This window comes from Campylobacter felis (genome assembly GCF_030250085.1).
Classification (GTDB): Bacteria; Campylobacterota; Campylobacteria; order Campylobacterales; family Campylobacteraceae; genus Campylobacter_D; species Campylobacter_D upsaliensis.
In genome coordinates, this window is sequence record NZ_JANURX010000001.1 from 151,543 (window position 1) to 177,206 (window position 25,664).

Genomic DNA, 25,664 nt, shown 5'->3' on the forward strand with positions numbered 1-25,664 from the left:
TTAAGGTTATCCCAGCAAACCTTTTTTAAGTTTTCTTATTAGAAATCTAGCGGGGTGAATATGAGGGATAAAGTCAGCATAAAAGCCCAATGGCTCATCATTTATCAAGGCACAAAGATAACGAGCACAAAGCACACTTGAGCTAAAAGCTCTTGAACCTTGAGCAAGACTAAGATAAAGATTGGGGATATTTTGCGGAGAAATTTGAGGCTTATTTTTATGCCATAATAAGGCTTTATAATTTTGTTTATAAAATTCCTCATCATAAGCCGCACCCGCTATGCAAAATCTATCACTAGAATAAGAGCGAAATCCCACCCTAGAGCCTATAATCTCAATCTCTTCATCTCCTCTTAAAAATTCTTTAATCTTTTCTAAATTTTCTTCATCATCTTTTCTTTGACCTTTTGGATTTGCATTAAGTCTGTCATAAGTTGCACCAATAACTTGTAAATTAGACTTTGGAGGACAAATATAAGCCTTAGACGAGAGGGGAAATTCCGTCTTAAAAAAAGGCTTTAGGTGCGTTAGCTGTCCTCTTACTCGGCTCAAAAGCATAGCTTCATAATGCAAAAAATCCTTAGCATCTGCTCCTAAAGCATAGATTAAAATCCCAAATTTACATCTTTTAGAAGCGTTTTTAAAAATAAGATTAAAGGTTTCATTTTCACGCTCATAATGGCTAAAATGATGATTAAAATAAATCTTTACTCCAGCTTTTTCAAAGAGGCTTGATAGAATTTCTTTGGGATAAATATGCCCTCCATAATCCAAAAAAGCCTTATTTTGTGCGATTTGAAAATAGGCATTGTCTTTTTGCGTAAAAAATCTTTGCTGCATTTGCAAAGTATAAGCAAATTCATAAACTCCCTTTAATTTTAAGTCTAAAATTTGTCTATAAAAGCGACTCGCCTCCACAAAGGCATTTAAAGAAAAATTTCCTAAAGCACTTTGAGGATTTAAAATCAAAGAGCTTAAAATCCCGCTTTCATTAGAGCTAGCACCCTCATAAAGTGTGGCGTTTTTTTCAAAAATTTCGACCTCAAAACCCCTAAGACTAAGCTCATAAGCCAAAAGTGCGCCACTGATGCCAGCGCCTATAATGGCGACTTTTTTATTTTCAAATTTGGCAGAAACTTTTTGAAAATAAGCCTCCTTGTTTGTCATTTGCTTCTTATGTTTTAAAAAAGCCCTTACCATCTCTCTTTTTCTAAAACCCTTCACTTTTGCGACATCAAAACCACAATGTTTAAGGTTTTTCTGTAAAAAAGAAGATGATGAAAAACTCAAAATTGTCACATTAAGCTTAGATAATCTTGCGATTTCAAAAAGGGTATTTTCATCAAACATAAGAGAATTTTTACTAGGAGAAAAGCCGTCTAAATACCAAATATTTGCCTCAAATTCCAAACGCTTCAAAACACTTATATCATCAAAAACAAGGTCTAAAAAGCAGTCTTTAAAATAAAAACGATAAATCCCCTTAGCACATTTAGGATAAAAAAGTAAAAATTGCTCCAAAAGCTCTTTAATTTCTTCGTAAATTCCAAGTCTTTTATAAGCCTCACGCAAAAAGCTAGGCTCTAAATAAAAACCCTCTACGCTCACATAAAAAAGCCTTTTAGGTCGCTTTTTAGTCTTTAAAAAATTTTGTAAAGTCAAAAAGAAATTAAGCCCTATGCCAAAGCCCGTTTCAGCGATGATAAAGCTTTCGCACTCTTCCCACTCAAATGCCTCCGTATAAACAAAGCGACTTTCTTCTACGCCTTCTTGCGAATTAAAATAAAAATCTTCAAAATCTAAAGAATAAGGCGTATTATCCTTAAAAATGACTCTAGCTTTTTTCATCGATTATGATAAAAATAATTTTCCACCCCATCAGCAATGCCCTTGGCTAATAAATCTTGAAAGTTTTTATTTGCAATTCTCTCGCCCTCGCTAGGATGTGTGATGTAGCCAATTTCAAGTAAAATAGCTGGCATTGAAGCACCAACTAAGACCCAAAAAGGCGCTTCTCTTACCCCACCATCAACCACCTTATAGCGCGTTCTGGTCTTAGCCAAAACGCCCTTTTGTATATCAATGGCAAGTTTGTTAGAAGCGACAATTTTTTCTCTATTTAAGACATTTAAAATGCTTTGCTTGGAAAAATAATTCATCTCTTCAAAGTCGCCTTGATTCTCTTTTTCAGCGGCTTTTTTACTACGCTCACTTCTTGCTGGACTTAAAAAGAAGGTTTCTAAGCCTTCAGAACTTTTAGCTTTAGAAGCGTTGGGGGCGGCATTAGCGTGTATGGATAAAAATAAATCAGCCTTTCTATCATTAGCGATTTTAGTTCTATCTCTAAGATTGATAAATTTATCCGTCGTTCTTGTATAATAAACCTTAAAGCCCCTTTTTTTAAGCTCATTGCCTATCTTTAGCGTTGTGCTTAAAACAATATCCTTTTCCTTTAAACGCTTATTTTTACTTAAAGCTCCACTATCCTTACCGCCGTGTCCTGCATCTAGGACTATGATTTTATTCGTTTTATAATTTTTATTAAGCGTATTTTTACTAGGACTTATTTTGACTGAACTAAAGCTTTGATTTTTAGGCTCATTAAAAGCCAGAACTAAGCTTTTATCATCGATATCCTTATAAAGCCCAAATTCTTTCGCAGAGCTTAAGACCACACGAACGACTTTTGGATTATATTGGGTTACGGTAATGGCGTTTTTACCATAAGTATAGCTTTTTCTATCTCCTCCTAAAACGCCCTTAAAGCTGACGATTTGCCTATAAAATTTAGAATCTTTTGCGTTGGAAATTTCAAAATCTTCCTCATCAAGCTCCTCATCAAATTTCAAAACAACCCCATTTTCACTCTTATCCACATCAACGATATAAAGAGATTTTTTCTCACTTTTTTGAATTTTTAAATTGTTTTCTTGCTTCTCAGGCTTTTTTTCGACCTTTTGCGTTTTGATGCTTTGATTTTTCTTTGGAACATCTTTTAACTCAGTCATCAAAATGCTTACTTTTTTTTCTTCCTTTTTCAAATTTAAACTTATTTTCTCCTTAGCTCTAAGGACTATACGAACGACTTTTGGATTATATTGAGAAAGGATGATATTATAATTTTTAAATTGAAATTCCTTCCTGCCCCCCTCCAAGATCGCTTCAAAATCGATAATATGACGGTAATTCCCCTTTTCATCTAAAACAAAGTCTTTAAATTCACTCAAATTTGCACTTAAATTAAGCTCCATTCCATTTGCTAACTTTTTGGAATTTAAGATATAAATTTTTTCCTCTTTTTTTGTCGTATCACTTTTCTTTAATTCTTCTTTTTTTACGACTTCTTTTTTGGAATTTTCCTTCACATTTTCAAATGCAGGTTTTTCCGTAGGCTTTTTATTCTCAAGTTTCACATCTTTGATAACGACTCTTCTTAAAGACTCAATATTTGCTTTTTTTATGCCACTTTCTTCAAGCTCCTTAGCATAAGATGTATCATCAAGCTTTAATGTATTGGAGCTAATGATAAGGCGTTTTAAAACTTCAACCTTTGTTTTTTCATCGTCATTAATCACGCTTTGTATATAAAGGCTTTTAAGCTGCTGATGCAACTTTACCTGCAAGTCATTTGTAGAGCCTATAAAATTTTTATCAAATTCTTCTATTTGTTTTTCAAAAGCCCCAAAACAAAAGCAAAATAATAAAAAAAGTGCGAGTAAGCTTCGCATTATTCGCCATTTACAAGTTTGTCAATAAGCTCTTTAACGCTAATGAGCTTATCTAGTCTATAACCATTTGCACCTGTAAAAAATAATCCCGTATCCTTCTTTCCCGACCAAGCATCAAAAAGCCTATCTGCGATACAATAGCCCACCTTAGTCGCCTCCTTACCTCTACCACAAGGGCTGACACAATTGCTAATACAATTAATTTTTGGACCCATTTTTTTAGCGACTAAATCAAGCAAATTTGTTTGCACACCTCTTGCAGGGTATCCTACGGGCGATTTTATAAGCTTGATGTCTTCCTCCTTGGAGGCTAATAAAACTTCTTTAAAATTATCACTCGCATCACATTCAAAAGTGCCGATAAACCTTGTCCCCATTTGCACTCCGCTAGCACCCAATTTTAACATTTTTTCAATATCATTTTTATCCCACACACCCCCCGCTGCTATAATAGGAAAAGAACCCCAATTTTTCGCCTCTTCAACAACAGGAGCAATTAAATTTTCTAAAGCAAAATTTGGATCTAGGCATTGCTCATAAGTAAAGCCTTGATGTCCGCCACTTTTCGGACCTTCTAAAACCACAGCATCGGGCAAACGATTATAACGCCCCTGCCATCTTTTACAAATAATCTTTAAAGCCTTAGCCGAAGAGATAATCGGCACTAAAGCCACATCGGGAAAATCCGCCGTAAATTCAGGCAAATTTGTGGGCAAACCAGCTCCAGAAACTATGACATTAAAGCCCACTTCACAAGCATCACGGGCAATTCTAGCATAATCATTACTCGCACAAAGTATATTACAACCCAAAGGTGCGTCCCCACAAACCTTTCTAGCATTTGTAATTAAAGCCTTTAAGCCCTCTTTGGAATAAAAATTTTCACTCCCATAAGGTTTAGCATTTAATTCTTTGCTAATGTGCGTTCTTTCTTCATAATAGCCCGTTCCCACAGAAGAGATAATGCCAAGTCCTCCATTTAAGGACACTGCCGAAGCAAGCCTATCCCAACTAATGCCAAGCCCCATTCCTCCTTGAAAAATGGGATATTTAATCGTATATTTTCCTATTTTAAGGGGTTTAAAACTCATTTTTTAACCTTTAATCTAGCAAATTTTCTTTTTCCTATTTGTAAAATATACTCACCCAATTCTAGTTGCATTTGCTCGTCCTTGATTTTTTGAGAATTAACGCTTACGCTATTTGCCACTATGGCTCTTCTCGCTGCTGAAGTGGAATTTTCCAAACCACATTCAACCAAAGCCTTAGCCAGCCACACACTACCACCACTTAGCTCAAATTCGACTATCTCACTTGGCAGGGCATTTGCACTATGCACTCTATCAAATTCAGCCTTTGCTTCATTTGCAAGCTCTTTAGAGTGAAATCTCTCCACAAGCTCTAAAGCTAAATTTTCCTTGACAATTTTAGGATGCAAAGAGCCATTTTGAATATTTTCTTTAATCGTTTCAATTTCTTTTAAACTTTTTTTGCTTAATAATTCATAATATCTAAACATAAGCTCATCGCTAATGCTTAAAATTTTAGCATAAATATCCTTAGCATTTTCGGTTACACCTATGTAATTATTGAGGCTCTTACTCATTTTATTAACCCCGTCAAGTCCCTCCAAAAGAGGCATCATAATGATGGCTTGTTCTTTTTTTGCATCATAAATTCTTTGTAAGGTTCTACCCATTAAAAGATTAAATTTTTGATCCGTTCCACCCATTTCTATATCACTTTTTAAAGCTACACTATCATAACCTTGCAACAAGGGATATAAAAACTCACAAATGCTAATTGGGCTTTGCTCCCTAAAACGCTTCGTAAAGTCCTCTCTTTCAAGCATTCTAGCCACGCTAAAAGTCGAAGTTAGCTCCACAATCCCAGCCGCACCAAGCTCATTGAGCCATTTAGAATTAAAAACAATGTCTGTTTTGTTTTTATCTAAAATTTTAAAAACCTGACTTTCATAAGTTTTGGCATTTTTTAACACTTCCTCTTGACTTAATTTTTTACGCGTAGCGTTTTTACCGCTTGGGTCGCCTATTTGCCCCGTAAAATCACCAATTAAAAACTGCACCCTTGCACCGTGCTTTTGCAAAAAAGCCATTTTGCTTAAAACCACGCTATGTCCCAAATGCAAATCAGGAGCTGTTGGGTCAAACCCCGCCTTAACATAAAAATTCTCACCCTTTTCGTAATAATTTTTAATCAAATCTTCAATTCTAGCTTCATCAATAATCTCCGCACAGCCTCTTTTCACTTCTGCCAAAATTTCTTTTATATCCATAAAAAAAACCTTTCTTTAACCCTCTTTATACGCATCATCAAGCGAAGTAAAATCTAAAAGCTTACAATTATCCTTCAACCTGTCTTTGACTCGATCCGGATTGATATTATCAGGAATTTCTATAAGCATTTCAAAATAATCTACCGAAGAATTTAAATTGCTTGATAAATTAATTGTTAATAAATTTATCTGCATTTTAGCAAGTAAAGATAAAAATTCAGCCAAAATTCCCTTTTTATTTTCCAAAGTAAGAAGCATTTTGTAAGATTTTGGCATATGAGAATCCCAAGCGATGAAAACCATATCTTTATTTTCCAACATCTTATCCGCCCTATCGCAAAGCTTATGATGCACGACTACATTACCAGCCTCCACAAAAGCCATAACCTCATCGCCCCTTTTTGGATGGCAGCAAATGTCAAATTCTACACTCGCAATTTTATGATTAGAATAAAATAAAAAATTCCCTATTTTTTGCTCTTTAATTTCATATTTATCAAACCAATATGACCTTTTACCATATTTTTTAATAGTATTAACCACATCTTTAAAATAAACGCTATCCTTAGCAACTTTACGAATATGACGCATTAAATTTTCTTTTTCTATCCAAGAAAGGATTTTTTCTTTTCTTTCATTAAAAACAAAACAAAGAATATTAATCGCACTAAGATAATGAATTTCTCGCATTTTTTGCTTACAAAATTCTCTAATGCTCGCTTTAGCCTTACCCGTTTTAACACTATCTATCCAAGAATAACGATAAAATTTATCATTACTTGTAACCACACGCACAATATCGCCATTTTTAAGCTCCGTTAAAAGTGAAACTTTAATACGGTTAACATAAGCTGTCTTAGCGTGAAGCCCTACCTTAGTATGCACTTCATAGGCAAAATCAAGCACAGTAGCACCACGCGGCAGGGTAAAAATTTCTCCTTTAGGAGAATAAACAGCCACATCTTCAACATACAAGCTATCTTTAGCATACTCATAAAGCTCGATGGCATTATAATCTTCGGCGTTTTCTAAGTTATTTGCACTTTGCATAGAAATATCGCTAATCCAATCTAACTTCGGTGCGACCACACTGCCATCTTCTTTATATTTCCAGTGTGCCGCTACGCCAAATTCGGCGATTTTATGCATATCAAAGGTGCGAATTTGTGCTTCGATAATATTTTTTGTATCAAAAATAGTTGTATGTATGGTCTGGTAGCCATTTTGCTTAGGCAAAGCAATATAATCTTTAAAACGCGAAACCAGAGGATTGAAATTTGTATGTAAAATTCCAAGTGCAAGATAGCAATCGCTCACTTTTTCCACTAAAATTCTTACCCCAAGTAAGTCAAGAACCTCTTCAATACCAACGCCTTTTCTTTGCATTTTAAGATAAATAGAATAGCTATGCTTAATGCGTTTTTGAATTTCAAAAGTGCCTTGTCTAAAGCCATTGTTTAAAAATAAAAGCTCGATTTTAGAGATAAATTCATTAAGCCCAAGTTGCATTTGCTGGTCGTTAGAATTGATGTAATTAAAAATTTGCTGATATTCTTCTGGCATTAAATAGCGAAAGCTCAAATCCTCCAAATAATTTTTAATGCTAGAAATTCCAAGCCTATGTGCTATGGGTGCATAAACGACTAGGGTCTCCTCACTGATGCGTTTTTGCTTATCCTCCCTTAAAGCATCAAGGGTGAGCATATTATGCAGTCTATCGCAAAGCTTAACGATTAAAACGCCTATATCCTCGATACTTGCTAAAAGCATATTGCGAAAAGTAAGGGCGGATTTGGTGAGGGATTTTTTAGACTTAGAAGAAATAAGATTATCCTCTCTTATTTCTATGATTTTAGTTAGTCCTAAAACAAGCCTTAAAACCTCTGTGCCAAATTGCTCCCTTAACTCTTCCTCCGTGCAAACGGTATCTTCTATCACATCGTGAAGTAAGGCAGCTAAAATCGTAGCCCTATTTTCACTCAAAAAAGCGACCAAACTAGCCACTAAAATAGGATGCACAGCATAAGGCTCACCACTTTTTCTAAGTTGTCCTTCGTGATATTTAATGCAACACTCAACCGCTTTTTCTAAAATCGCATCTTTTTCACAAACACTATATAAAAGTGCTTTAGCACCTTCTAAATCTTTGCAATTTTTTGTATTTTCGATTAATTCTTCAAGAAATAATTCCTCATCGAGTGCTTTCAATGAAACCCTCTAAAGCAATTTTATCTTCCGCTATCTCAAAAAGTGCTATGTCGGCAAATTTGATTTTATTTTTATCAAAGCTGACTAGGGGAACTGCTCCATTTGCTAACTGCTCGGCTCTTTGTGCCACAACCAAGGCAAGGCGGTAGCGGTCGTTGCCCATTTTTTCTAAAGCTTTTGCTGTAACTTCTTCTATTCTTTGCATACTTTCTCCTTCAAATTTAATTTTTCACAATCGAGCAAAGGCTCGTATCGCCCCGTATGATTTTAAGCAAATTTCCACTCTCAAACATATTACAAACTACGATAGGTAGAGCATTGTCCTTAGCTAAAGCTATGGCTGTATCATCCATAACCTTAATACTATCTTTCATCGCATCATCATAGCTTAGTGTGCTTAAAAACACCGCATCGTCATATTTTTTAGGATCTTTATCATAAACACCATTGACCTTAGTCGCCTTAATGACCATTTGCGCATCAATCTCTACCGCTCTTAAAATCGCCGTAGTATCTGTGGTAAAATAAGGATTACCCGTGCCAGCAGCAAAAATAACCACACGCCCCTTTTCTAAATGCCTTTGCGCCCTTCGCATAATATAAGTTTCACAAAAAGCTTCCATTTGTATCGCACTTTGCACCCTTACATTAAGCCCATAACTCTCAAGTGCTTCTTGAATAGCAATAGCATTAATCACCGTAGCAAGCATACCCATATGATCGCCACTTGTTCGTTTTATAAGTCCTCCCTTAGCCGCCAAAGCCCCTCGCATAATGTTTCCCCCGCCTATAACTATGCCAACTTCTATATCGTTTAAAATTAATTCTTTAATCTCGCAAGCAATGAATTTAAGGATAGAGTCCTCAATCCCAAAGCCCGTTTCTCCAGCCAAAGCCTCACCAGAAAATTTAACTAAAACTCTCTCCCTACTTTGCATTTTTTCTCCTTATTAATGGCTAATTATAATGAATTTTGCTTTAAAACTAGCTAATTTAAGCTAATCAATTCCAAAGGATTAATATGAAAATTCTTTTGCGTTACCTCAAAAGTCAAATCATCTTTAATTCTACCCACAACAGCACCTTTTTTAACCCTCTTTCCCACTTTAATATTAGGAGCGATTTTATCCAAATGCGCATAAATGGTATGAATTCCATCATTATGCTCGATAATAACAACTCTTTGAAGCATAGTGGTATTTTTTGCAAAAACAACCCTACCATCTAACACACTTTTAACGGTCGCATCGGCTTTTTTACTTCTTAAAACGACATTTTCATTAAAAATTTTAATATTATAAATAGGATCAACATAATTGCCAAATTTTTGCTTAATGGTAAAAGAGTCAAGTGGCGCTATGGTCTTTTTCCCCGTATATCGCTTCACGGAGCTTCCCTGATAGCTTGAGCCGATTTGCCTTATTTTTTGATTATTATTAGTAAGCTTGCTAGTTTCTTCTTTTTGTTTTTTGACTTGCTCTTTTTTATCAATGATTTTAAGCTCATCTAGAGTCGCTCTTAATTCTTCTTGCTGTGCCTTTAAATTATCAAGTTTTTTTGCGTAAATTTGTCGGTCTGTTTTTTGCTGATTAATTTCTTTTATCTGTCTATTTTTAAGGCTTTGAAGCTCTTTTAATTGTTCGTTATAATTTTTAAGATTAAGTCTAATTTGCTCAATTTGCTTTTGCTTATTTTCTATTAATAAATTCACTCCCTCATAGTCTTTAGAAAGTTTTGAAATTTCTTCACTTAATACCTTATCCAAGCTTCCTAAAAGCTCAAAAGCCATAAAGCTTTCCTCTCCTTCAATATAACCCTCAGGTATAGGCAAATCATAAGCAAAATCCTTAGCCATTAAACTTATAAGTTTGCTTTCCATTAAAGATTTAATTCTCAAAAGTTCTTTATTTTGATTATTTAAAGTGCTAAGTTCTTTATTTTGAACCTTAATATTGGCTTCCAATTTGCTTGTTTGAGAAGAAAGGGTGTTAATTTGCTCACTTAAATTTTTAAGATTTTTCTCTCCACTTAAAATATCTTGTGCTAAATCTTCAAGCTTTTTACTAAGCTGTTGTTGTATGCGTTCGTTTTCCTTTAAATTTTTCGTTTTTTCAGCTATACCATTTGCAAAAAGCAGAAGAGAAAACAAAGAAAAAAGGAATAATTTCCTCATTTTTTAACCTTAAACATCACAAAATTCACACAAAGCAAACAAACAGACAAAGTGCCTAAGAAAATCAAGCTTAAATGCAAGGCGAAATTAATCTCAGGCAAACTAATATCCACAGCCCTTAAGCTTTCTTGTATCAAAGAAAAGTGATAAATTTGTGTAAAAAAGACAAGCAAAATAATAAAAGCAATCAAACAATCCACAATTACAATCCTATAAAGCATAAAGGAACGAAACCAAAAAGGTGCGCCAAAAAGACACATTATCTCGACCCTTTGTGTATGCTCATAAAGCCAAATTCGCATTTGCTTTAAGAAAAGTATGAAACTTAGCAAAATAATGATGAAAAGAAAAAACCAGAAAATAAATTTCATTAAAACAAGAAGAGAATAGACCTTATTATGCGTTTTAGCGAAGGTTTCGACCTTACTAATGCCCTTGATGCTTAAAAGCTGATTTTCCATCTCGTTTAATTCACTTTGAGTTGGCAAATAATCAAGCTTAATGCTATAAAATTTCGGCAAAGAATCGCGTAAAAGTTTTAAATTCTTATCTGAAATGTCATTTTTAAGCCTTTCGATCAAATTTTTAGGATCTAAAAGCTCAAAAGAAACAAAGCTATTAAGCTTTGTTTTAAGTGTATTTTCATCAAGACTTACACTACTTGTAACGATGATATTATAGTCCTTATTGACAATTTTTTCATAATGCTTTAGCGTTGCGTTAGAAAACAAAATAAACTCAAAAGCAAACATCATAAAAAGCAAGGGCAAAATCAAAGATAAATGTGTTCTAAAAAATTTCATTCATTTTTCCATTTTCTATATTAAATCTTCTGTAATTTAGTCTTAAATTACTAGGAATTCTATGTGTTACAACCACAACGCAAGTGCCTAAAAGCTCACGAGCGGACTTTAAAAGCGTCCAAATAATATCAGAAGAATACTCGTCCAAATTTCCCGTTGGCTCATCACAAAGTAAGAGCTTTGGATTATGCGCTAAAGCTCTTGCCATAGCGACTCTTTGCTGCTCACCACCTGAAAGCTGATCGGGCTTTTTATCAGCTTTGAAGGTCAAATTCACATGCTTTAAAAGCTTAGCTGCTTGCTCTTGGCAAATTTTTTTAGAATAGCCCTTAATCATTAAGGGAAGCATTACATTTTTTTCTATGCTATATTCTTGTATGAGCTTATAATCTTGAAAGATAATTCCTATCCTTTGACGCAGCTTTAAAAGTTCTAAATTCCCTATTTTTCTCATACTTGCTCCACACACTTCAAGCTGTCCTGAAAGCAATTCTAAATCTCCATAAAAAGACTTTAAAAGCGTGCTTTTACCACTTCCGCTCTTGCCCGTGATAAAAATGAAATCATCATTTTTAAAAGCAAAGCTCACTTCTTTTAATACCAACTCATCATAACCCAAAGAAAGCTTTTTTGCCTCTATAAGATTTGCCATTTTTCACCTTTTCTTTTTTTGCAATTTTGCTTTAATTTTGCTTAAAACTTAAGAAAATTGTTCAATTTTGTGCTTTAATTCTCCTAATGCCTTTAAATTTTCTTGTGTTTTTAAAGGATTTTTAAAAAGAAATTCTGTCTTTTTGCCAAATAAAATATAAGCGTGTGATGGGGCATTAAAAGCTCCAAAAGCACATTTTAAAATAAAACCCTTTTCACTCTCATAAAGATTTCTAAAGCTTAAAAAATAATCTTCCCCTCTTATACTTTTCTTTTCAAACTGCTCCCAAAAAGTTCTCATTTGACTTGCATTTAAATGCAAATTTGTCAAATCAAGCTTTTCTTCGTTTTGATTTTCTTCCGGCATATCAAGTCCCCAAACGATTAAATTATAAATGTCTTTTTTCTGCTTTTTCCATCTATCTTCATATTTGCTTGAAATTTCCAATTTCTCATTTTTTTTCAGCAAAAACTGCGGCTTAGAAAAAATCAAAAATTCCTTTAAGGCAAAATCAAAATACGCATAACTATCTGTCCTAAGCTCAAATTCTCCCCTTAAAACCCTCGCACACTCCTTGCAAAACGCCTCACTTATAACCCTTCTGTGCGGCTTATCTTCCCAAGGCACGGGAAAATGTAAGAAAATTTTTTCAATGGATTTAGTCTTTAAAATACTTAATAAAAGTCTCGCATCACTTTGAATTAAAAGGACATTATTTAAATTTTGTGCCTTAGCTAATTTTGCCACTTGAGTGAGAGCTGGAGTGTAAATTTCTACTCCAAGCATTAAAATTTTAGGATTTTGCTTCGCCTTAAAGAGTAAATGCCTACCCGAGCCAAAACCGATTTCTATATAAATTTTTTCTTCTTTTTCGAGTCTTATTGAAAGCTCTTCCAAATCTCTAGCGATTAAGGGAGTTTGCTCCACTAAGGCATTATTTTTTAAGCCAAAAGCCTCATTTAAAATTCCCTCACAAAAATTCTCCTTAAAGACCTTTAAAGCTTTTTGTAAATAGCCTATTTTAGAAGGCTTAGAGTGTTTATCTGCTTTGATAATGAAAGCGTTTTTTTCTTTTTTAATTTGCAAAAAAAAGCTTTGCTCTAAAAGCTGTGTAAAAATCAGCGTAACGCTCGCATTTTCCGCCTTAAAAAGAAAACTTACTCCGTCTTTTTCAAAAGGCAAAGTAAGTTTCTTTATGCTTTTGGTTTTAAAATTTGGCATTATTGTGCTGCTTTGACCTTAGATGAGGGTGCTGAGCGTTGCCCAAGCTCATCAATAGCAATCACTTCATAACTATACTCCACTCCCGCTAAAGCCTTAATATCTCTTAGTCTTTTTTCTTTAATTCCTTTAAAAACAGCGTTTTGCTCCCCACCATAACGCTTGACTTCATATTCTACGGCTCTATTATCATTATCCGCCCACTCTAGCACAATGCCTTCGCTTGTGATTTGTGCTAAAATAATGCTAGGACTAGCAGGAAGACCCAAAGTCTTACCCTCGACACCCTTTTTAGGCATAGGACTTTCCAAGCCGTCTTTATCGACCATAGTGATTTTATATTGCTTACTTTCTCCAGCACCTTGCACTATATCTTCATAGCTGTTTTTATCTGTTTTTGCTAAAAGCGTAAAAGGTAAAAAGCTCGAGCTTGTCGCATAAATTTTAAAATAAGAAAAATCCTCATACACAGGCGAATCCCAGCTTAGCATAATCTTTCCGTTAAGATCATTACTTGCACTTAAATGCGTTATTTCAGGCGGCAAAGCTTTGCTAGTTGAATTTAACACTTCGCTAGGCTCACTTTGAACCCCATCAAAGGTCAAAGCACTTACTCTATATAAAAAATTTTCATTTGCCTTAACCTCATCGATAAATTCAGCACTCAAGCGGTTTTTCACTTCGCCTATTTTTGCAAATTTTTTATCCTCCACTTTCTTTTTTTCAATAATATAGGCATTAACCCTTAAATCCGTATGCGGACGCCAAATAAGCTTAATGCGTTCAGGTAAATTTGTAATCGCTTGCACAAAGGCTAAAGGCTCTGGGCGAGGCTGGGTTGCAATTTCTATTACCTGTCCTTCTTCTGAAAAATGTCCTTGCTCATTAAAAGTTTTCATCATATATTGATATTTTGTTCCGCTTTCTAGCTTTGTATCAACATAATGTGTTTGAAATTTATCCTTAATAGTCGCTACAAGCTTCATTTGCGGCTCTTTTTCGCTTGAGCGGTAAAGATAAAAGCCTTGTATATTCTCACCATACAAAGGCTCCCACTCAAAAGCGACATTACTAAGATCGCTTATACTTTTAAGACTTTGCACCTTTGGCAAACTCTCATTTAACTGCGTTTGCTTAGGCGTGGTAAGTTCAGCCACACTACAAGCACTAAATAAAAGAGTCAAACTCGCCAAGCAAATGCTCAAGTGAAATCGTCTCATCATCTTCTCCTATTAAAAGTTTTTTTTCTAAAATTTCTTTAAAATCTTCCATTAAAGGCGCTTTAACAAAAACTAGCTCCTTTGTTCTTGGGTGTTTAAAATACACAAAATACGCGTGTAACATCACTCTACAAGCCTCATTTCCCTTATAACCATAAAGCGTATCGCCTAAAATATGGCGGTTGATACTTGCTAAATGCGCCCTTATTTGATGCGTTCTCCCACTAAAAAGCTTTGCTGCGATTAAATTGACATCTTTAGCAAGTGCCAAATTTATAAAAGCACTTTTAGCCTCTTTTGCCTTAATTTTTGGACTATAATTTTCTCTCTCAATCGCAATTTTTTTAATACGATTTTGCGTACTTCTTGTTAAGGCTTTATTGATGATTATTTTATCCTCTTTTAGTGGCAAGTCAATTAACGCAAGGTAAATTCGACCCAAGCTTTTATCTTGCAATTGCTCACTTAATCTTTGATGAGAAAAATTATTTTTCGCAATAATAATCGCCCCACTTGTTTCTTTATCTAGCCTATGCACAAGCCCAGCACGAAGCTCTCCTACCAAATTTGAAAGTGTATATTTTTTCGCAAGTAACCAATCGATTAAAGTCGCCTCCTTCACGCTACTTGCACCGTGAACAACCAAATTTTGAGGCTTATTTAAAACAAGCACATCTTCATCTTCAAAAAGAACATCAACCTCAAAATTTACTTCATATTGCGTTTTAAGTTCTTTTTGCGGCAGGGTTTTAAGCGTGATAAGATCGCCTTGTTTAAGTTTAAAGGAATTTTTATTTTGAATTTTATCATTGATTAAAACGGCATTATTTTCTATCAGTAAGCTAACTTGCGAACGACTTTGATTAAGAATTTTAGCAAGTTTGACATCTAATCTTGCCTCTTCATTAATTAAAAAAGTTTGCATTTTATTTTATCTTTCCTTAGCGTAAGATTTAAAATTCTAGCGTATAATTGCGTATTTTATCACAAAAGGCAAATTTTGTTTAAACTTGACAGAAGAATACTTACGCATTTTGACTATATCCAGCCCATACTTATCCTGCCTATCATTATGCTTTCTTTTTTTCTCATTTATGAAGCAAGTGCTAGATTAGCCGAAAAGCAGTTTATTTACATTTGTGTGGGCTTTTTGACCTTTTCTTTTTTCTTTCTTTTACCGCTTAGAAGATTTATTTGGCTTATCCCTGTGCTTTATTGGATTAATATCGCTTTGCTTTTGAGCGTAGATTTATTTGGCGTAGAAAATTTAGGAGCAAAAAGATGGCTTGCTATCCCTTTCACCTCCTTTACTATCCAGCCTTCTGAACTTTTCAAACCTGCTTTTATCTTAATGTTAGCTTATCTCATCTATCAAAATCCCCCACCAAAAGAAGGCTATGGAGTTAAAGATTTTATAAAATTAAGCTTTTTTATTCTTTTGCCCTTTCTTCTCATCACACAAGAACCGGACCTTGGAACAGCAAGCATTCTTTTAATAGTAGGCTTTGGTGTGCTTTTTATCATAGGGGTAAATTATAAAATTTGGCTTAGCATTTTTTTAGCCCTTGCCCTTGCCTCACCGCTTATTTATACACATTTTTTAAAACCCTACCAAAAGCAAAGAATTCACGATTTTTTATCCGAAAAACCAAGCCATCAAGTCGCACAATCTATCATCGCCATAGGTAGCGGAGGACTTAGCGGTAAGATGCAAGATGAAGCTACGCAAACGCACTCTAAATTCCTACCCATTTCAACGAGTGATTTTATCTTTGCTTATGTTGTAGAGCGTTTTGGCTTTTTTGGAGCTTTATTTTTGGTGCTTTTATATGCTCTACTCATTTTTCATTTATTAAGTTTAAATTACAAATTTAAAGAAGATTATTTCACACGCGTTGTGATTAATTGTGTCGCCTTATTTATCTTTATTTACGCGGCTGTTAATATTTCTATGACCGTGGGTTTTGCACCAGTAGTTGGTGTGCCTATGCCCTTTTTTAGCTATGGAGGAAGCTCTTTTACAACCTTTATGGTCTTTTTTGGCATTTTACAGCACTTAATTACCTTTAGATTTTTTTGGACGGATAAAATAAAAGGTTAAATTTCTTTTTAAGAATTTTAAGCTATAATTTCAGCTTTAAACTAAGCCAGTGGATTTATAGCTCAGTTGGTTAGAGCAACCGGCTCATAACCGGTTGGTCGCAGGTTCGAGTCCTGCTAAATCCACCATTATTTTATTCTATATTTTCACTAACCCCTTTCAAATATCTACAAAATAAGTATTTTTAAAAATTAAAAATTTTATCTTCATCTTTTTATTGCAAATATTAAATTTTTAAACACCCTTAAAGCCTTATTATTTTATACTTTCATCTTTAAAACACTAAGAAAGGACACTATGGGACGCGCATTTGAATACCGCAGAGCCTCAAAAGAAGCTAGATGGGACAAGATGAGTAAGCTTTTCCCTAAACTTGCTAAAGCCATACAAGTCGCAGCAAAAGAAGGTGGAAGCGACCCTGATATGAATCCAAAACTTCGTTCTGCCATCGCCACCGCTAAGGCAAATAATATGCCAAAAGACAACATTGACGCCGCAATCAAAAGGGCAAGCGGTAAAGATAGTGCGGAGATTAAAAGCATACATTATGAGGGCAAAGCCCCGCACGGAGCTTTGATAATGGTCGAGTGTATGAGTGATAATCCAACTAGAACCGTGGCTAATGTCAAGGCTATCTTTAACAAAAACGGCGGAGAAATGCTACAAAATGGGGCTTTAGGCTTTATGTTTGCTAGAAAGGCAGTTTTTCACTTAGAAAAATTTGAGGGCGATTTGGAGGAGCTTGAGCTTGACCTCATCGATGCAGGACTTGAAGAATTTAATCAAGATGAAGAAGAGCTTTTAATTAGCGGTGATTATACCGCTTTTGGAGAATTAAGCAATGCCATTGAGGCTAAAAATTTGGTCGTTAAAAAAGCAGGGCTTGAATATGTGCCAAATTCACCTGTAAATTTTAGCGAGGAGCAGTTAGCCGATATAGAAAAATTGCTCGATAAATTAGAAGATGATGATGATGTCCAAGCTGTTTATACAAATATAGAATGAATACTTTAGAAAAAAATTTAAACGCCCTTGAAAACCAAACGCTAAAATTAGAGCTAAGAGGCATTAAGCATACGCACATTAAACCCATCTTTGGAAAGGATAGTTTAGAACTCAACTTTTCGAATTTAGAGGGGGGGGGGGGGGTGATGTATCAAAATCCCTTAGTCGAGCTTAAGCAAAGCCTAGAATTTTATAACGAGCAATTTGCGTTTTATCCTGTGCTTTATTTTTACGGCTTTGGCAATGGGCTTTTATATAAAGCCCTACTTCAAAACCCACAACATAAGCATTTGGTGATATTCGAAAGAAATTTAGAGCTTTTATGGCTGTGCTTGAGTCTCATTGATTTTTCAAAAGAGCTAAAAGAGCAAAAACTCATCATCTATCATCAAACAAATAATGAAATTTTAAGAGAGCTTTGCACAAAAGAACCTTTTTTAGCTTATGCTAAGACTTGCATTTTGCATTTGGGTGCTAAGTATTATGAAAATTTTCAGCAAGATTATGAAAGACTTGAGCTTGATTTACAAGAAACCTTTTCTCAAGCGATGTTTAGCAAGGGTAATAACCTAGAGGACGCCTTGCAAGGTGTGGGGCATTTTATCCACAATCTCCCTGCAATTTTAAATAGTCCTAGCATCAAAGAGCTTTTAAACAAAAGGCAAAACATTGCCAAAACTGCCATTATCGTAAGCACAGGACCAAGTCTTATAAAGCAACTTCCTCTTTTAAAAGAGTATAGAGAAAAAGCATTAATCTTTTGTGCGGATAGTGCTTATCCTATTTTAGCAAAGCATAATATTAAGCCTGATTTTGTGTGTATGATTGAGCGTTCTGAAATCACGGCGGAATTTTTTAAGCACGATTTTGGAGACTTTGATGAGGGAATTTGCTTTATCCTTAAAAGTGTCGTGCATCCAAACGCTCTTAAATATATGGAGCAATACAAAAGAAACTATATTGTATTTAACGAAACCCTACCTTTCATCAAGGCTTTTAGGCTCGATGCTTTTGCCCTGCATTATGGAGGTCCAAGCGTAGCAAATTTAGCTTTTGTGCTATCTTTATGCTTGAAAGTGCGAAATATCATCTTAATCGGACAGGATTTAAGCTATGATGAAAGTGGCTTTTCTCACCCTAAAGACTACCAACATGGGCAAAATTACGAGAGCGAAAGTAAGAAATTTAGCGTTTTAGCTTATGGTGGGGAAGGTTTTGTAGAAACAAATTTGTATTGGAATATGTTTAAACATAGCTTTGAAGCCGATATTTTAGAGGCTAAGAAATGGCTTGATATTGACATTTTTAACGCAACTGAAGGTGGAGTCAAAATAGAAGGAACGATAGAAAAGAGCTTTAAGCAGTGTTGTGAAGAACTTTTAAAAGAAGAGCTAAAAAGACCTTTTGGGAATTTAAATTCCTTAAACCAAACCAAGCAAGACGAGCTTTTACTCAAATGCTATGCTAAAATTTATCAAAGTTTAAGTTTAAGCGAGGCATTTTTACAAGAGCTTGAAGAAAATGAAGATAAAATTCAAAAAGCCTACGAGACTTTTTCTCTTTCTAATCCTCAAACCTTCAAGGAAACGCAACAAAATTTAGTCCAGCTTATTGAAAATTGCAAAGAAAGGATAGAGAAAAATAAAAAAGACAAGGCTATTTTATTTGATGTTTTAAATCCTCTCCTAGCACAATTTGAATTTGACCTTGCAAAAATTTTGGTGCTAAATGCTAAAAATATCCAAGAAAATTATGAAAAAATCCTACTTTATGCTAATGCACACTTAAGCCTCATCACCCTAGCAAAGCAAGGCTTAACGGAGCAAAAAGAAACGATTATCAAGCACCTAAGCCCCCTCGAAAATGCTCTAACTCATCTTAATCCTTACAAAGATAAAATAAAGGAAAAATATGCAAAAAGCACTCTTTAACGCAAATTTAAACGCCTTAAAAAATCCTCTTTTAAAACAAGAGCTTCTTAGCATAAAAGAAAGCAAATTTAAGCTCATCGTAGGCAAAAATGAACTTGATGTCAATTTGCTCGATGAGGGGGGGGGGGGGGGTGATGTATCAAAATCCCTTAAGCGAATTGAAGCAGAATTTAGAGCGTTACAATGATAAATTTGCCCTTTATCCTGTGCTTTATTTTTATGGCTTTGGCAATGGGCTTTTGTTTAAAGCCTTACTTCAAAATTCTCATCACAAGCATATCGTTGTTTTTGAAAAAGAGCTTGAAATTCTTTATACCATCTTTCATCATATTGATTTTTCAAACGAGCTTATGAATCAACAAATTCTTGTTTTTGATGCCAACACTTTAAGCACGGAAGAGCTTCGATGCCTTTGTAATTTAGAGCCTTTTTTAAGCTATGCTAGAGTTTATTTTTTAGAGCTTAGTAGTCATTATTATGAAAAATTTAGCGAAGAAATTTTGAAGCTCAATCAAGCTTTATTGCAAAGCTTTTTCTATGTCATTTCTTCTCACGGAAACGACCCACTTGATGCGCTTCAAGGCATAGAGCAATTTATCCTCAATCTCCCCGCCCAGCTAACTCACCCAAGCCTTAAAGAATTCTTAGAAAAAAGACGCAATTTAAGCAAAACTGCTATCATCGTAAGCACAGGACCAAGCCTTATAAAGCAACTTCCTCTTTTAAAAGAGTATAGAGAAAAAGCATTAATCTTTTGTGCGGATAGTGCTTATCCTATTTTAGCAAAGCATAATATTAAGCCTGATTTTGTGTGTATGATTGAGCGTTCTGAAATCACGGCGGAATTTTTTAAGCACGATTTTGGAGACTTTGATGAGGGGATTTGCTTTATTTTGGTTTCTTTAGTGCATCCCAATGCTCTTAATTATCTTAAAGATAAAAATTATATTCTTATTAATAAAACTTTAAATTTCGCACATTTTATGGATTTTAAAGAATATGATTTTGAGCATCCGCTTTCTAATGTCGCCTGTATGGCTTATTCTCTTGCTTGTGAGCTTGGTGCTAAAAATATCATTTTAATAGGACAGGACTTAGCCTATGATGAAAATGGCTTTTCACACCCTAAAGATTATCAGCACGGGCAAGATTATGAAAAAGATAATGCCAAATTTAGCATTTTAGCTTATGGAGGAGAGGGTGAAGTTCTCACTCACACTACTTGGCTTTTATTTAAGCAAAATTTAGAAGATATTATTTTACGCCAAAGCCCCACCTGCTACAATGCCACAGAAGGCGGTGCTAGGATAGAGCATTGTATAGAAAAAAGCTTTAAGCAATGCTACGAAGAACTTTTAAAAGAAAAGCTAAAAAGACCCTTCCCACCCCTTACAAAACCAACAAATTCAAAAGAACTTTTGCAAAAAGCAAGTGAGAAAATCACACTCGCACAAAAACATAGCAATGAATTTCAAATCACACTTTCACATTTTCATAAACGCTTACAAGAAGAAATTTTAAAGCTTGAAAGTGTTAATCTAAAGCATTATGAACTTGAAATTTTAGACGAAATTCAAAACTCTCTTTCACACGCTAAGGAAAAATATTACGAATTATTTGAACTTTTAAGTCCTTACATTACCCAGTTTAAACTAAATCTTGCTAGAATTTTGGTTTTAAATCCAAAAACCTTAGAGGATCAATTTAATAAAAACTTAATTTTATTGCAAGAAAATTTAAAGTTGATAGAATTTATCTTTCAAGCTTTACAAACGCTAGATTTAAGATTAGAAAACGCTCTAAAACTTTTGGAAAACGCCATAAAGGAAAATCAATGCTAAAAACCATAGATACAAGTAAAGTTAAAGATTACAAAGGCGCAATCATCAAAACCCAAAAAGGCGACATCAAACTCAAGCTTTTTGGCGATGAAGCACCGCAAACGGTGTGTAATTTTGCAAATTTAGCCAAAGAGGGTTTTTATAAAAATTTAAACTTTCATCGCGTTATAAAAGACTTTGTGATTCAAGGAGGCTGCCCACACGGAAATGGCATAGGCGGTGCCGGTTATGAAATCATTTGCGAGTGTGATGACCAAACACACAAACATTTAAGAGGCACGCTCTCTATGGCACACGCAGGACGCGATACGGGCAGTTCGCAATTTTTCATCACACATAGCCCACAGCCTCATTTAGACGGCGTTCATACCGTTTTTGGACAAATTGACAAAAAAGACAAGGAAAGTCTTAAGGTCTTAGACTCCATTAAACAAGGAGATAAAATCATAAATATTGAAATTTTAAGCCAAATTTAATGCAAGAAATTTTTAATTTCATCATCGAAACAGCCAGTGCGTGGGGCTATCTTGGCATTATTATCTTAATGACCATAGAAAGTTGCTTCATACCCTTTCCTAGCGAGGTTGTGATGATACCTGCTGGTTATTTAGCGCATAAGGGAGAGCTTGATTTTAGTCTTTGCATTTTGAGCGGGGTTTTTGGTTCTGTTTTGGGAGCTTTGATAAATTATTATCTTTGTTTTTTTTGGGGGAGAGATTTTATCTTGCGTTATGGGCGTTTTTTTGGCATTACAGAAGAAAAATTTGCTAAATTTGAAGTTTTTTTTAATAGGCACGGCGAATTTTCTACTTTTGTTTGTCGTTTGCTTCCGGGCATTCGTCAATACATCTCTATGCCAGCAGGCTTGGCTAAAATGAGAGTGATTAATTTTGTCATTTTTACCGCTGCTGGAAGTGGAATTTGGGTCAGCATACTTGTATTTTTGGGCTATTTTTTAGGAGAAAATGAAGACTTGATTAAAGAATATTTGCATCAAATTTTACTTTTTATCTTACTTTTTGTTCTCATTGCTAGTCTTATTTATATCAAAATTAAAAAACCTTTTACTAAAGAAAAGCGATGAAAAAGCCACAAGTTCAAGCCTTAAGCGACTTTCTAACAGAATACACAAAGCTAATGTTAAGCTCAGGCACTTACACAGCAAGGGTTTCAAAATGTGTCGAAAGAATCGCGCAAATTTACGGCTATGAGGTTAATATTAACTTTTTCTTTCATCATTTTTCTATCAATATAGTCGATAAAGATGATAATTCCATTAATCGCACTTATATCATACCCAACAAACACGCACATTTGAATTTTAAGCTTATTTTAGATTTAAGTGCTTTAAGTTGGGCGATTTATGATAAAAAATACGAACTAGAAAACGCCAAAAAACTTTTTTATCAAATCAGCACGCAAAAAAAGCACCCCTACGCCTTAACTTTGTTTCTCGTCTCACTTGGAAATGCCGCTTTTTGTAGGCTTTTTGGGGGAGATTTTGGGGGCTTTTGCTTGGTATTTTTAGGCACACTTGCAGGACTTAGTTTAAGATATATTTTAACCAAAATTAAAATTGATTTAAGAATTCAATATATCATTTGTGCTTTTATTTCATCGTGGATTGTTTTTTTAGGAGTCGATACAAATTTAACAAAAGAAGCCGATATAGCTTTAGGTTCAAGTATTTTATATCTCATACCGGGAGTATTTTTCATCAATTCCGTTATCGATATTTTAAAAGACCACATTTTAATGGGACTTAGTCGTATTATTAGCGTTGTGATTTTGGTATGTTGCATTGCTATGGGGATTTATGCAACCTTAAGTCTTTCAAATTATGGGATTTTACAATGAGTGCCTTGCTTAATGATATGCTTTTTGCTGCAATTGCTGGATTTGGCTTTGCTTATGTTTGTAATCCTCCCTTAAAAACGCTCATTTTTTCAGCCTTTCTTGCCGCCATAGCGCACGGACTTCGTTTTGCTTTGCTTAATTATTTTCATTTTCAAACCCTAGCCATAGCGACCTTTATGGCTTCTTTTTGCATAGGCTGTTTAGGAATTTTATGTGCTAAAATCAGCAAAACCCCCGCTGAAATCATCACTTTCCCAGCCCTTATCCCTATGATACCCGGAATTTACGCCTATCAAGCCATTTTATATCTTTTCTCCTTTATAAGAAGCGAAGATTTGCAAACTAAAACAAATTTCTTAATTGGCTTTTTTGACCATTTTTTCACAGCTCTTTCTGTAACCCTAGCCTTAGCCGTTGGCGTGTCTGTAACCCTACTCATCTTTTTTGAACAAAGCTTTATGATGACTAGAAATCGCAAGGAATTTAAACGCATTATTTAGAAAATTATGCTTAAATTTAATCCATTTCAAAAAAAGGATACATATGCTTTGCCCAGTTTGTAATGTCGATTTAATGATGAGTGATAGAAGTGGCGTAGAAATTGACTATTGCCCCAAATGCCGCGGCGTGTGGCTTGATAGAGGTGAGCTTGATAAAATCATCGAGCGTAGCACACCTGTCAATGAAAGAGCAAATTCTTCTTACTCTAGAAATGACTATCATCAAAGCCACCACAATGATGGCTATTACAAAAAGAAAAAGAGAGAAAGTTGGATAGGGGAGCTTTTCGACTTTTAATGCTCCATCTTATCTTTTGCCCGAATTCCCATAAGGGCAAATCCTGTCTTAATACTAAGTGCCACTAAAGCAAAAAGCTTTAACAAGCTATCTTCATTTTCCGTTCCTATGACCCTATTTTCATAATAAAATTTATGAAAAGAAGCCGCCAATCCTTTAAGATAATCAGGAATTTTCTGCAAAGCTCTTTGCTCAAAAGCATCGTTTAAAACAGATCCCAAATTTAAAGCCTCAAATAACAAATTTGTCGCCTCATCGTTTAAATTTGACAAATCAGCCTCCACAACATCATCAAGACTTTTTCCTGTTTTAAGAAAAATTTGTTTTACTCTTGCGTGAGCATAATTGATGTAAAATATGGGATTAGAGCTATCTTCTTTTTTAAGAATATCAATGTCAAATTCTAAATGCGTATCACACTTTTTACTCAGAAAAATAAAACGCAAAGCATCACTTCCTATCTCATCTAAAATTTCACTCATCAAAATGAAATTTCCAGCTCTTTTACTCATTTTATAAGGTTGATTATCTTTTAATAAAGATACCATTTGTGCAAGGATAATTTGCAAATTTTGTGGATTAAAACCTAAAAATTCAATCGCAGCTTTCATTCTTGGGATATAGCCGTGATGATCCGCTCCCCAAATATTAATGCACTTATCATAGCCCCTACTCATCTTATCTTTATGATAAACAATATCTGCAGCCAAATAAGTCCCACGCCCATCATCACGCACAATAACGCGGTCTTTTTCATCGCCCTTTAGCGAAGAAGCAAGCCAAATTTTATAATCCCTTTCATAAACACCGCCATGTACTTTTAAGGACCTAATCGTATCTTCCAAAGCGTTATAATAAGACCTTTCGCTTACATAATGATCGATTATGATATTTGCCTGTGCTAAATTTTTCTTAATCAAATCAAGCATTTTGTCCTTAGCCCAAAAAGCTAAATTTGACACATTGTCCATTGTAAAAAAGTCTTTTTCAAAATTTGCAAAAGCCTCACGCGCCAAATCGTCAATATACTCGCCCTTATAAGCGTTTTCTGGGTATTCAAGCTTTTCATTTAAGCAAAGTATCTTAACCTTAGATAAAACTGAAAGTCCAAGTAAATCAATTTGATTACCCGCGTCATTAACATAATATTCCGTATCAAATTTATAACCCAAATGTCTCGCCACTCTTGCTAAAGTATCACCAAAAATAGCCCCTCTCGCATGCCCTATATGAAGCGGTCCTGTAGGATTTGCACTAACATATTCAAGTAAAAAGCTTTCATTTTTTGCCTTACCCTTACCAAATTCATCAGGCTGCTTTAAAGCTTTTTTAGCAAGAATGTCTAAAAAAGCTTTAGAAAGTCTAAAATTTAAATAGCCATTTATTGCTTCAACTTTTTCGAAATAAAAATGATCTTCAAATTTCAACGCCAAATCCGCAGCGATCAAAGCAGGAGCCTTTTTAAATTCTTTAGCTAAAGAAAAAGCAAGCGGGGTGGCAAAATGTGCCAAAGCTTTATCTTTTGGATTTTCAAGGATAAAATCTCGTCCTAAAATTTTATAAATTTCTTCATAAACTACATTTTTCAAAATGAAACCTTAAGCTTTTTTTGTTTCATCTAAATTTGCTTCACTAGCAGCCTTTTTCTCTTCAGACTTTTCTTCTATCTTCATTGCATTTTTTGGCTCATCTTCCATTTCGCTTCTAAAGGTCTTAATTCCTTTACCAACACCTTTGGCAAGCTCTGGGATTTTCTTCGCTCCAAAAAGCAAAATTACAATCACTAAAATAATAATCCAACCACTAACACCTATATTTCCTATACCCATA

General features: G+C 34.6%; 25 protein-coding genes and 1 tRNA gene. 11 read left to right on the forward strand and 15 right to left on the reverse strand.

Annotation, left to right across the window (positions count from 1 at the left end):
- Window positions 1-6 precede the first annotated feature (6 nt).
- From mnmC to NYG92_RS00815, 13 genes are read right to left on the reverse strand one after another with little or no spacing between them, the layout of a single operon-like run.
- Complete coding sequence (mnmC, locus tag NYG92_RS00755; RefSeq protein WP_289233227.1) at window positions 7-1,848, reverse strand: bifunctional tRNA (5-methylaminomethyl-2-thiouridine)(34)-methyltransferase MnmC2/FAD-dependent 5-carboxymethylaminomethyl-2-thiouridine(34) oxidoreductase MnmC1; 1,842 nt, start codon at window positions 1,846-1,848, stop codon at window positions 7-9.
- Entirely contained in the window at window positions 1,845-3,731 is a 1,887-nt protein-coding gene (locus NYG92_RS00760; RefSeq protein ID WP_432264795.1) for an N-acetylmuramoyl-L-alanine amidase family protein, read from the reverse strand. The genes mnmC and NYG92_RS00760 overlap by 4 nt, the downstream gene beginning before the upstream one ends.
- Window positions 3,728-4,819, reverse strand: a complete 1,092-nt coding sequence (locus NYG92_RS00765) for a nitronate monooxygenase (RefSeq protein WP_270976297.1) — start codon at window positions 4,817-4,819, stop codon at window positions 3,728-3,730. Before NYG92_RS00765 ends, NYG92_RS00760 begins: the two co-directional genes overlap by 4 nt.
- Entirely contained in the window at window positions 4,816-6,024 is a 1,209-nt protein-coding gene (tyrS, locus tag NYG92_RS00770) for a tyrosine--tRNA ligase (RefSeq protein ID WP_270976296.1), read from the reverse strand. The genes NYG92_RS00765 and tyrS overlap by 4 nt, the downstream gene beginning before the upstream one ends.
- Before the next feature lie 15 nt (window positions 6,025-6,039).
- Complete coding sequence (locus NYG92_RS00775; protein ID WP_289233229.1) at window positions 6,040-8,232, reverse strand: RelA/SpoT family protein; 2,193 nt, start codon at window positions 8,230-8,232, stop codon at window positions 6,040-6,042.
- Entirely contained in the window at window positions 8,216-8,437 is a 222-nt protein-coding gene (locus NYG92_RS00780; protein ID WP_270959980.1) for a DNA-directed RNA polymerase subunit omega, read from the reverse strand. The genes NYG92_RS00775 and NYG92_RS00780 overlap by 17 nt, the downstream gene beginning before the upstream one ends.
- Window positions 8,438-8,453: 16 nt before the next feature.
- Entirely contained in the window at window positions 8,454-9,170 is a 717-nt protein-coding gene (gene pyrH / locus NYG92_RS00785) for a UMP kinase (protein ID WP_270976294.1), read from the reverse strand.
- A 50-nt stretch (window positions 9,171-9,220) separates the two neighbouring features.
- Window positions 9,221-10,405, reverse strand: coding sequence for a murein hydrolase activator EnvC family protein (locus NYG92_RS00790; protein ID WP_270976293.1), 1,185 nt, complete (start codon window positions 10,403-10,405; stop codon window positions 9,221-9,223).
- Window positions 10,402-11,208, reverse strand: coding sequence for an FtsX-like permease family protein (locus NYG92_RS00795; RefSeq protein ID WP_027303590.1), 807 nt, complete (start codon window positions 11,206-11,208; stop codon window positions 10,402-10,404). Before NYG92_RS00795 ends, NYG92_RS00790 begins: the two co-directional genes overlap by 4 nt.
- Window positions 11,195-11,860, reverse strand: a complete 666-nt coding sequence (locus NYG92_RS00800; RefSeq protein WP_004275773.1) for a cell division ATP-binding protein FtsE — start codon at window positions 11,858-11,860, stop codon at window positions 11,195-11,197. The genes NYG92_RS00795 and NYG92_RS00800 overlap by 14 nt, the downstream gene beginning before the upstream one ends.
- Before the next feature lie 48 nt (window positions 11,861-11,908).
- Window positions 11,909-13,081 (reverse strand): tRNA (guanosine(46)-N7)-methyltransferase TrmB, encoded by a 1,173-nt coding sequence (gene trmB, locus NYG92_RS00805; protein WP_289233230.1) that lies wholly within the window; start codon window positions 13,079-13,081, stop codon window positions 11,909-11,911.
- Window positions 13,081-14,301, reverse strand: coding sequence for a fibronectin type III domain-containing protein (locus NYG92_RS00810; RefSeq protein ID WP_270976291.1), 1,221 nt, complete (start codon window positions 14,299-14,301; stop codon window positions 13,081-13,083). The genes trmB and NYG92_RS00810 overlap by 1 nt, the downstream gene beginning before the upstream one ends.
- Window positions 14,249-15,226, reverse strand: a complete 978-nt coding sequence (locus NYG92_RS00815; protein WP_289233231.1) for an RluA family pseudouridine synthase — start codon at window positions 15,224-15,226, stop codon at window positions 14,249-14,251. Before NYG92_RS00815 ends, NYG92_RS00810 begins: the two co-directional genes overlap by 53 nt.
- Before the next feature lie 75 nt (window positions 15,227-15,301).
- On the opposite strand from NYG92_RS00815, the gene NYG92_RS00820 reads away from it, so the two are divergent.
- From NYG92_RS00820 to NYG92_RS00870, 11 genes are all read left to right on the forward strand, one after another.
- The gene (locus NYG92_RS00820; RefSeq protein ID WP_289233232.1) at window positions 15,302-16,402 is read left to right on the forward strand and encodes an FtsW/RodA/SpoVE family cell cycle protein; all 1,101 of its coding nucleotides are present in this window, start codon (window positions 15,302-15,304) and stop codon (window positions 16,400-16,402) included.
- 51 nt (window positions 16,403-16,453) lie between these two features.
- Window positions 16,454-16,530: transfer RNA gene (locus tag NYG92_RS00825), tRNA-Ile, on the forward strand.
- Window positions 16,531-16,699: 169 nt separating this feature from the next.
- Window positions 16,700-17,407, forward strand: a complete 708-nt coding sequence (locus NYG92_RS00830) for a YebC/PmpR family DNA-binding transcriptional regulator (RefSeq protein WP_289233233.1) — start codon at window positions 16,700-16,702, stop codon at window positions 17,405-17,407.
- Window positions 17,404-19,338, forward strand: coding sequence for a motility associated factor glycosyltransferase family protein (locus NYG92_RS00835; protein ID WP_289233234.1), 1,935 nt, complete (start codon window positions 17,404-17,406; stop codon window positions 19,336-19,338). The genes NYG92_RS00830 and NYG92_RS00835 overlap by 4 nt, the downstream gene beginning before the upstream one ends.
- The gene (locus tag NYG92_RS00840; protein ID WP_257465869.1) at window positions 19,319-19,525 is read left to right on the forward strand and encodes a hypothetical protein; all 207 of its coding nucleotides are present in this window, start codon (window positions 19,319-19,321) and stop codon (window positions 19,523-19,525) included. Before NYG92_RS00835 ends, NYG92_RS00840 begins: the two co-directional genes overlap by 20 nt.
- Entirely contained in the window at window positions 19,437-21,179 is a 1,743-nt protein-coding gene (locus NYG92_RS00845) for a motility associated factor glycosyltransferase family protein (RefSeq protein ID WP_289233235.1), read from the forward strand. Before NYG92_RS00840 ends, NYG92_RS00845 begins: the two co-directional genes overlap by 89 nt.
- On the forward strand, window positions 21,173-21,655 hold the full coding sequence (locus NYG92_RS00850) for a peptidylprolyl isomerase (RefSeq protein ID WP_289233236.1): 483 nt from the start codon (window positions 21,173-21,175) through the stop codon (window positions 21,653-21,655). Before NYG92_RS00845 ends, NYG92_RS00850 begins: the two co-directional genes overlap by 7 nt.
- Complete coding sequence (locus tag NYG92_RS00855) at window positions 21,655-22,263, forward strand: DedA family protein (protein ID WP_115636036.1); 609 nt, start codon at window positions 21,655-21,657, stop codon at window positions 22,261-22,263. The genes NYG92_RS00850 and NYG92_RS00855 overlap by 1 nt, the downstream gene beginning before the upstream one ends.
- Window positions 22,260-23,036, forward strand: coding sequence for a threonine/serine exporter family protein (locus NYG92_RS00860; RefSeq protein WP_289233237.1), 777 nt, complete (start codon window positions 22,260-22,262; stop codon window positions 23,034-23,036). The genes NYG92_RS00855 and NYG92_RS00860 overlap by 4 nt, the downstream gene beginning before the upstream one ends.
- Window positions 23,033-23,536, forward strand: coding sequence for a threonine/serine exporter family protein (locus NYG92_RS00865; RefSeq protein WP_289233238.1), 504 nt, complete (start codon window positions 23,033-23,035; stop codon window positions 23,534-23,536). Before NYG92_RS00860 ends, NYG92_RS00865 begins: the two co-directional genes overlap by 4 nt.
- A 43-nt stretch (window positions 23,537-23,579) precedes the next feature.
- The gene (locus NYG92_RS00870) at window positions 23,580-23,834 is read left to right on the forward strand and encodes a TFIIB-type zinc ribbon-containing protein (RefSeq protein ID WP_004275760.1); all 255 of its coding nucleotides are present in this window, start codon (window positions 23,580-23,582) and stop codon (window positions 23,832-23,834) included.
- On the opposite strand, the gene argS is transcribed toward NYG92_RS00870, so the two are convergent.
- Both argS and tatA read right to left on the reverse strand, forming a co-directional pair.
- On the reverse strand, window positions 23,831-25,423 hold the full coding sequence (gene argS, locus NYG92_RS00875) for an arginine--tRNA ligase (protein ID WP_289233239.1): 1,593 nt from the start codon (window positions 25,421-25,423) through the stop codon (window positions 23,831-23,833). The two genes, NYG92_RS00870 and argS, sit on opposite strands and share 4 nt — an antisense overlap.
- 9 nt (window positions 25,424-25,432) lie before the next feature.
- A complete protein-coding gene (gene tatA / locus NYG92_RS00880) occupies window positions 25,433-25,663 on the reverse strand; it encodes a twin-arginine translocase TatA/TatE family subunit (RefSeq protein WP_270976280.1) in 231 nt (76 codons plus the stop codon).
- Between the last annotated feature and the right edge of the window lies 1 nt (window position 25,664).

Excerpts from the sequence above, each read along its gene's own strand:
- NYG92_RS00830 (WP_289233233.1), top strand. The coding sequence starts at position 16,700 with ATGGGACGCGCATTTGAATACCGCAGAGCCTCAAAAGAAGCTAGATGG.
- tatA (WP_270976280.1), bottom strand. The coding sequence starts at position 25,663 with ATGGGTATAGGAAATATAGGTGTTAGTGGTTGGATTATTATTTTAGTG.
- NYG92_RS00815 (WP_289233231.1), bottom strand. The coding sequence starts at position 15,226 with ATGCAAACTTTTTTAATTAATGAAGAGGCAAGATTAGATGTCAAACTT.
- NYG92_RS00860 (WP_289233237.1), top strand. The coding sequence starts at position 22,260 with ATGAAAAAGCCACAAGTTCAAGCCTTAAGCGACTTTCTAACAGAATAC.
- NYG92_RS00780 (WP_270959980.1), bottom strand. The coding sequence starts at position 8,437 with ATGCAAAGAATAGAAGAAGTTACAGCAAAAGCTTTAGAAAAAATGGGC.
- NYG92_RS00795 (WP_027303590.1), bottom strand. The coding sequence starts at position 11,208 with ATGAAATTTTTTAGAACACATTTATCTTTGATTTTGCCCTTGCTTTTT.
- NYG92_RS00835 (WP_289233234.1), top strand. The coding sequence starts at position 17,404 with ATGAATACTTTAGAAAAAAATTTAAACGCCCTTGAAAACCAAACGCTA.
- NYG92_RS00790 (WP_270976293.1), bottom strand. The coding sequence starts at position 10,405 with ATGAGGAAATTATTCCTTTTTTCTTTGTTTTCTCTTCTGCTTTTTGCA.
- NYG92_RS00800 (WP_004275773.1), bottom strand. The coding sequence starts at position 11,860 with ATGGCAAATCTTATAGAGGCAAAAAAGCTTTCTTTGGGTTATGATGAG.
- NYG92_RS00865 (WP_289233238.1), top strand. The coding sequence starts at position 23,033 with ATGAGTGCCTTGCTTAATGATATGCTTTTTGCTGCAATTGCTGGATTT.
- NYG92_RS00850 (WP_289233236.1), top strand. The coding sequence starts at position 21,173 with ATGCTAAAAACCATAGATACAAGTAAAGTTAAAGATTACAAAGGCGCA.
- NYG92_RS00810 (WP_270976291.1), bottom strand. The coding sequence starts at position 14,301 with ATGAGACGATTTCACTTGAGCATTTGCTTGGCGAGTTTGACTCTTTTA.
- NYG92_RS00845 (WP_289233235.1), top strand. The coding sequence starts at position 19,437 with ATGTCAATTTGCTCGATGAGGGGGGGGGGGGGGGTGATGTATCAAAAT.
- tyrS (WP_270976296.1), bottom strand. The coding sequence starts at position 6,024 with ATGGATATAAAAGAAATTTTGGCAGAAGTGAAAAGAGGCTGTGCGGAG.
- NYG92_RS00870 (WP_004275760.1), top strand. The coding sequence starts at position 23,580 with ATGCTTTGCCCAGTTTGTAATGTCGATTTAATGATGAGTGATAGAAGT.
- NYG92_RS00840 (WP_257465869.1), top strand. The coding sequence starts at position 19,319 with ATGCAAAAAGCACTCTTTAACGCAAATTTAAACGCCTTAAAAAATCCT.
- trmB (WP_289233230.1), bottom strand. The coding sequence starts at position 13,081 with ATGCCAAATTTTAAAACCAAAAGCATAAAGAAACTTACTTTGCCTTTT.
- mnmC (WP_289233227.1), bottom strand. The coding sequence starts at position 1,848 with ATGAAAAAAGCTAGAGTCATTTTTAAGGATAATACGCCTTATTCTTTA.
- pyrH (WP_270976294.1), bottom strand. The coding sequence starts at position 9,170 with ATGCAAAGTAGGGAGAGAGTTTTAGTTAAATTTTCTGGTGAGGCTTTG.
- NYG92_RS00765 (WP_270976297.1), bottom strand. The coding sequence starts at position 4,819 with ATGAGTTTTAAACCCCTTAAAATAGGAAAATATACGATTAAATATCCC.
- NYG92_RS00855 (WP_115636036.1), top strand. The coding sequence starts at position 21,655 with ATGCAAGAAATTTTTAATTTCATCATCGAAACAGCCAGTGCGTGGGGC.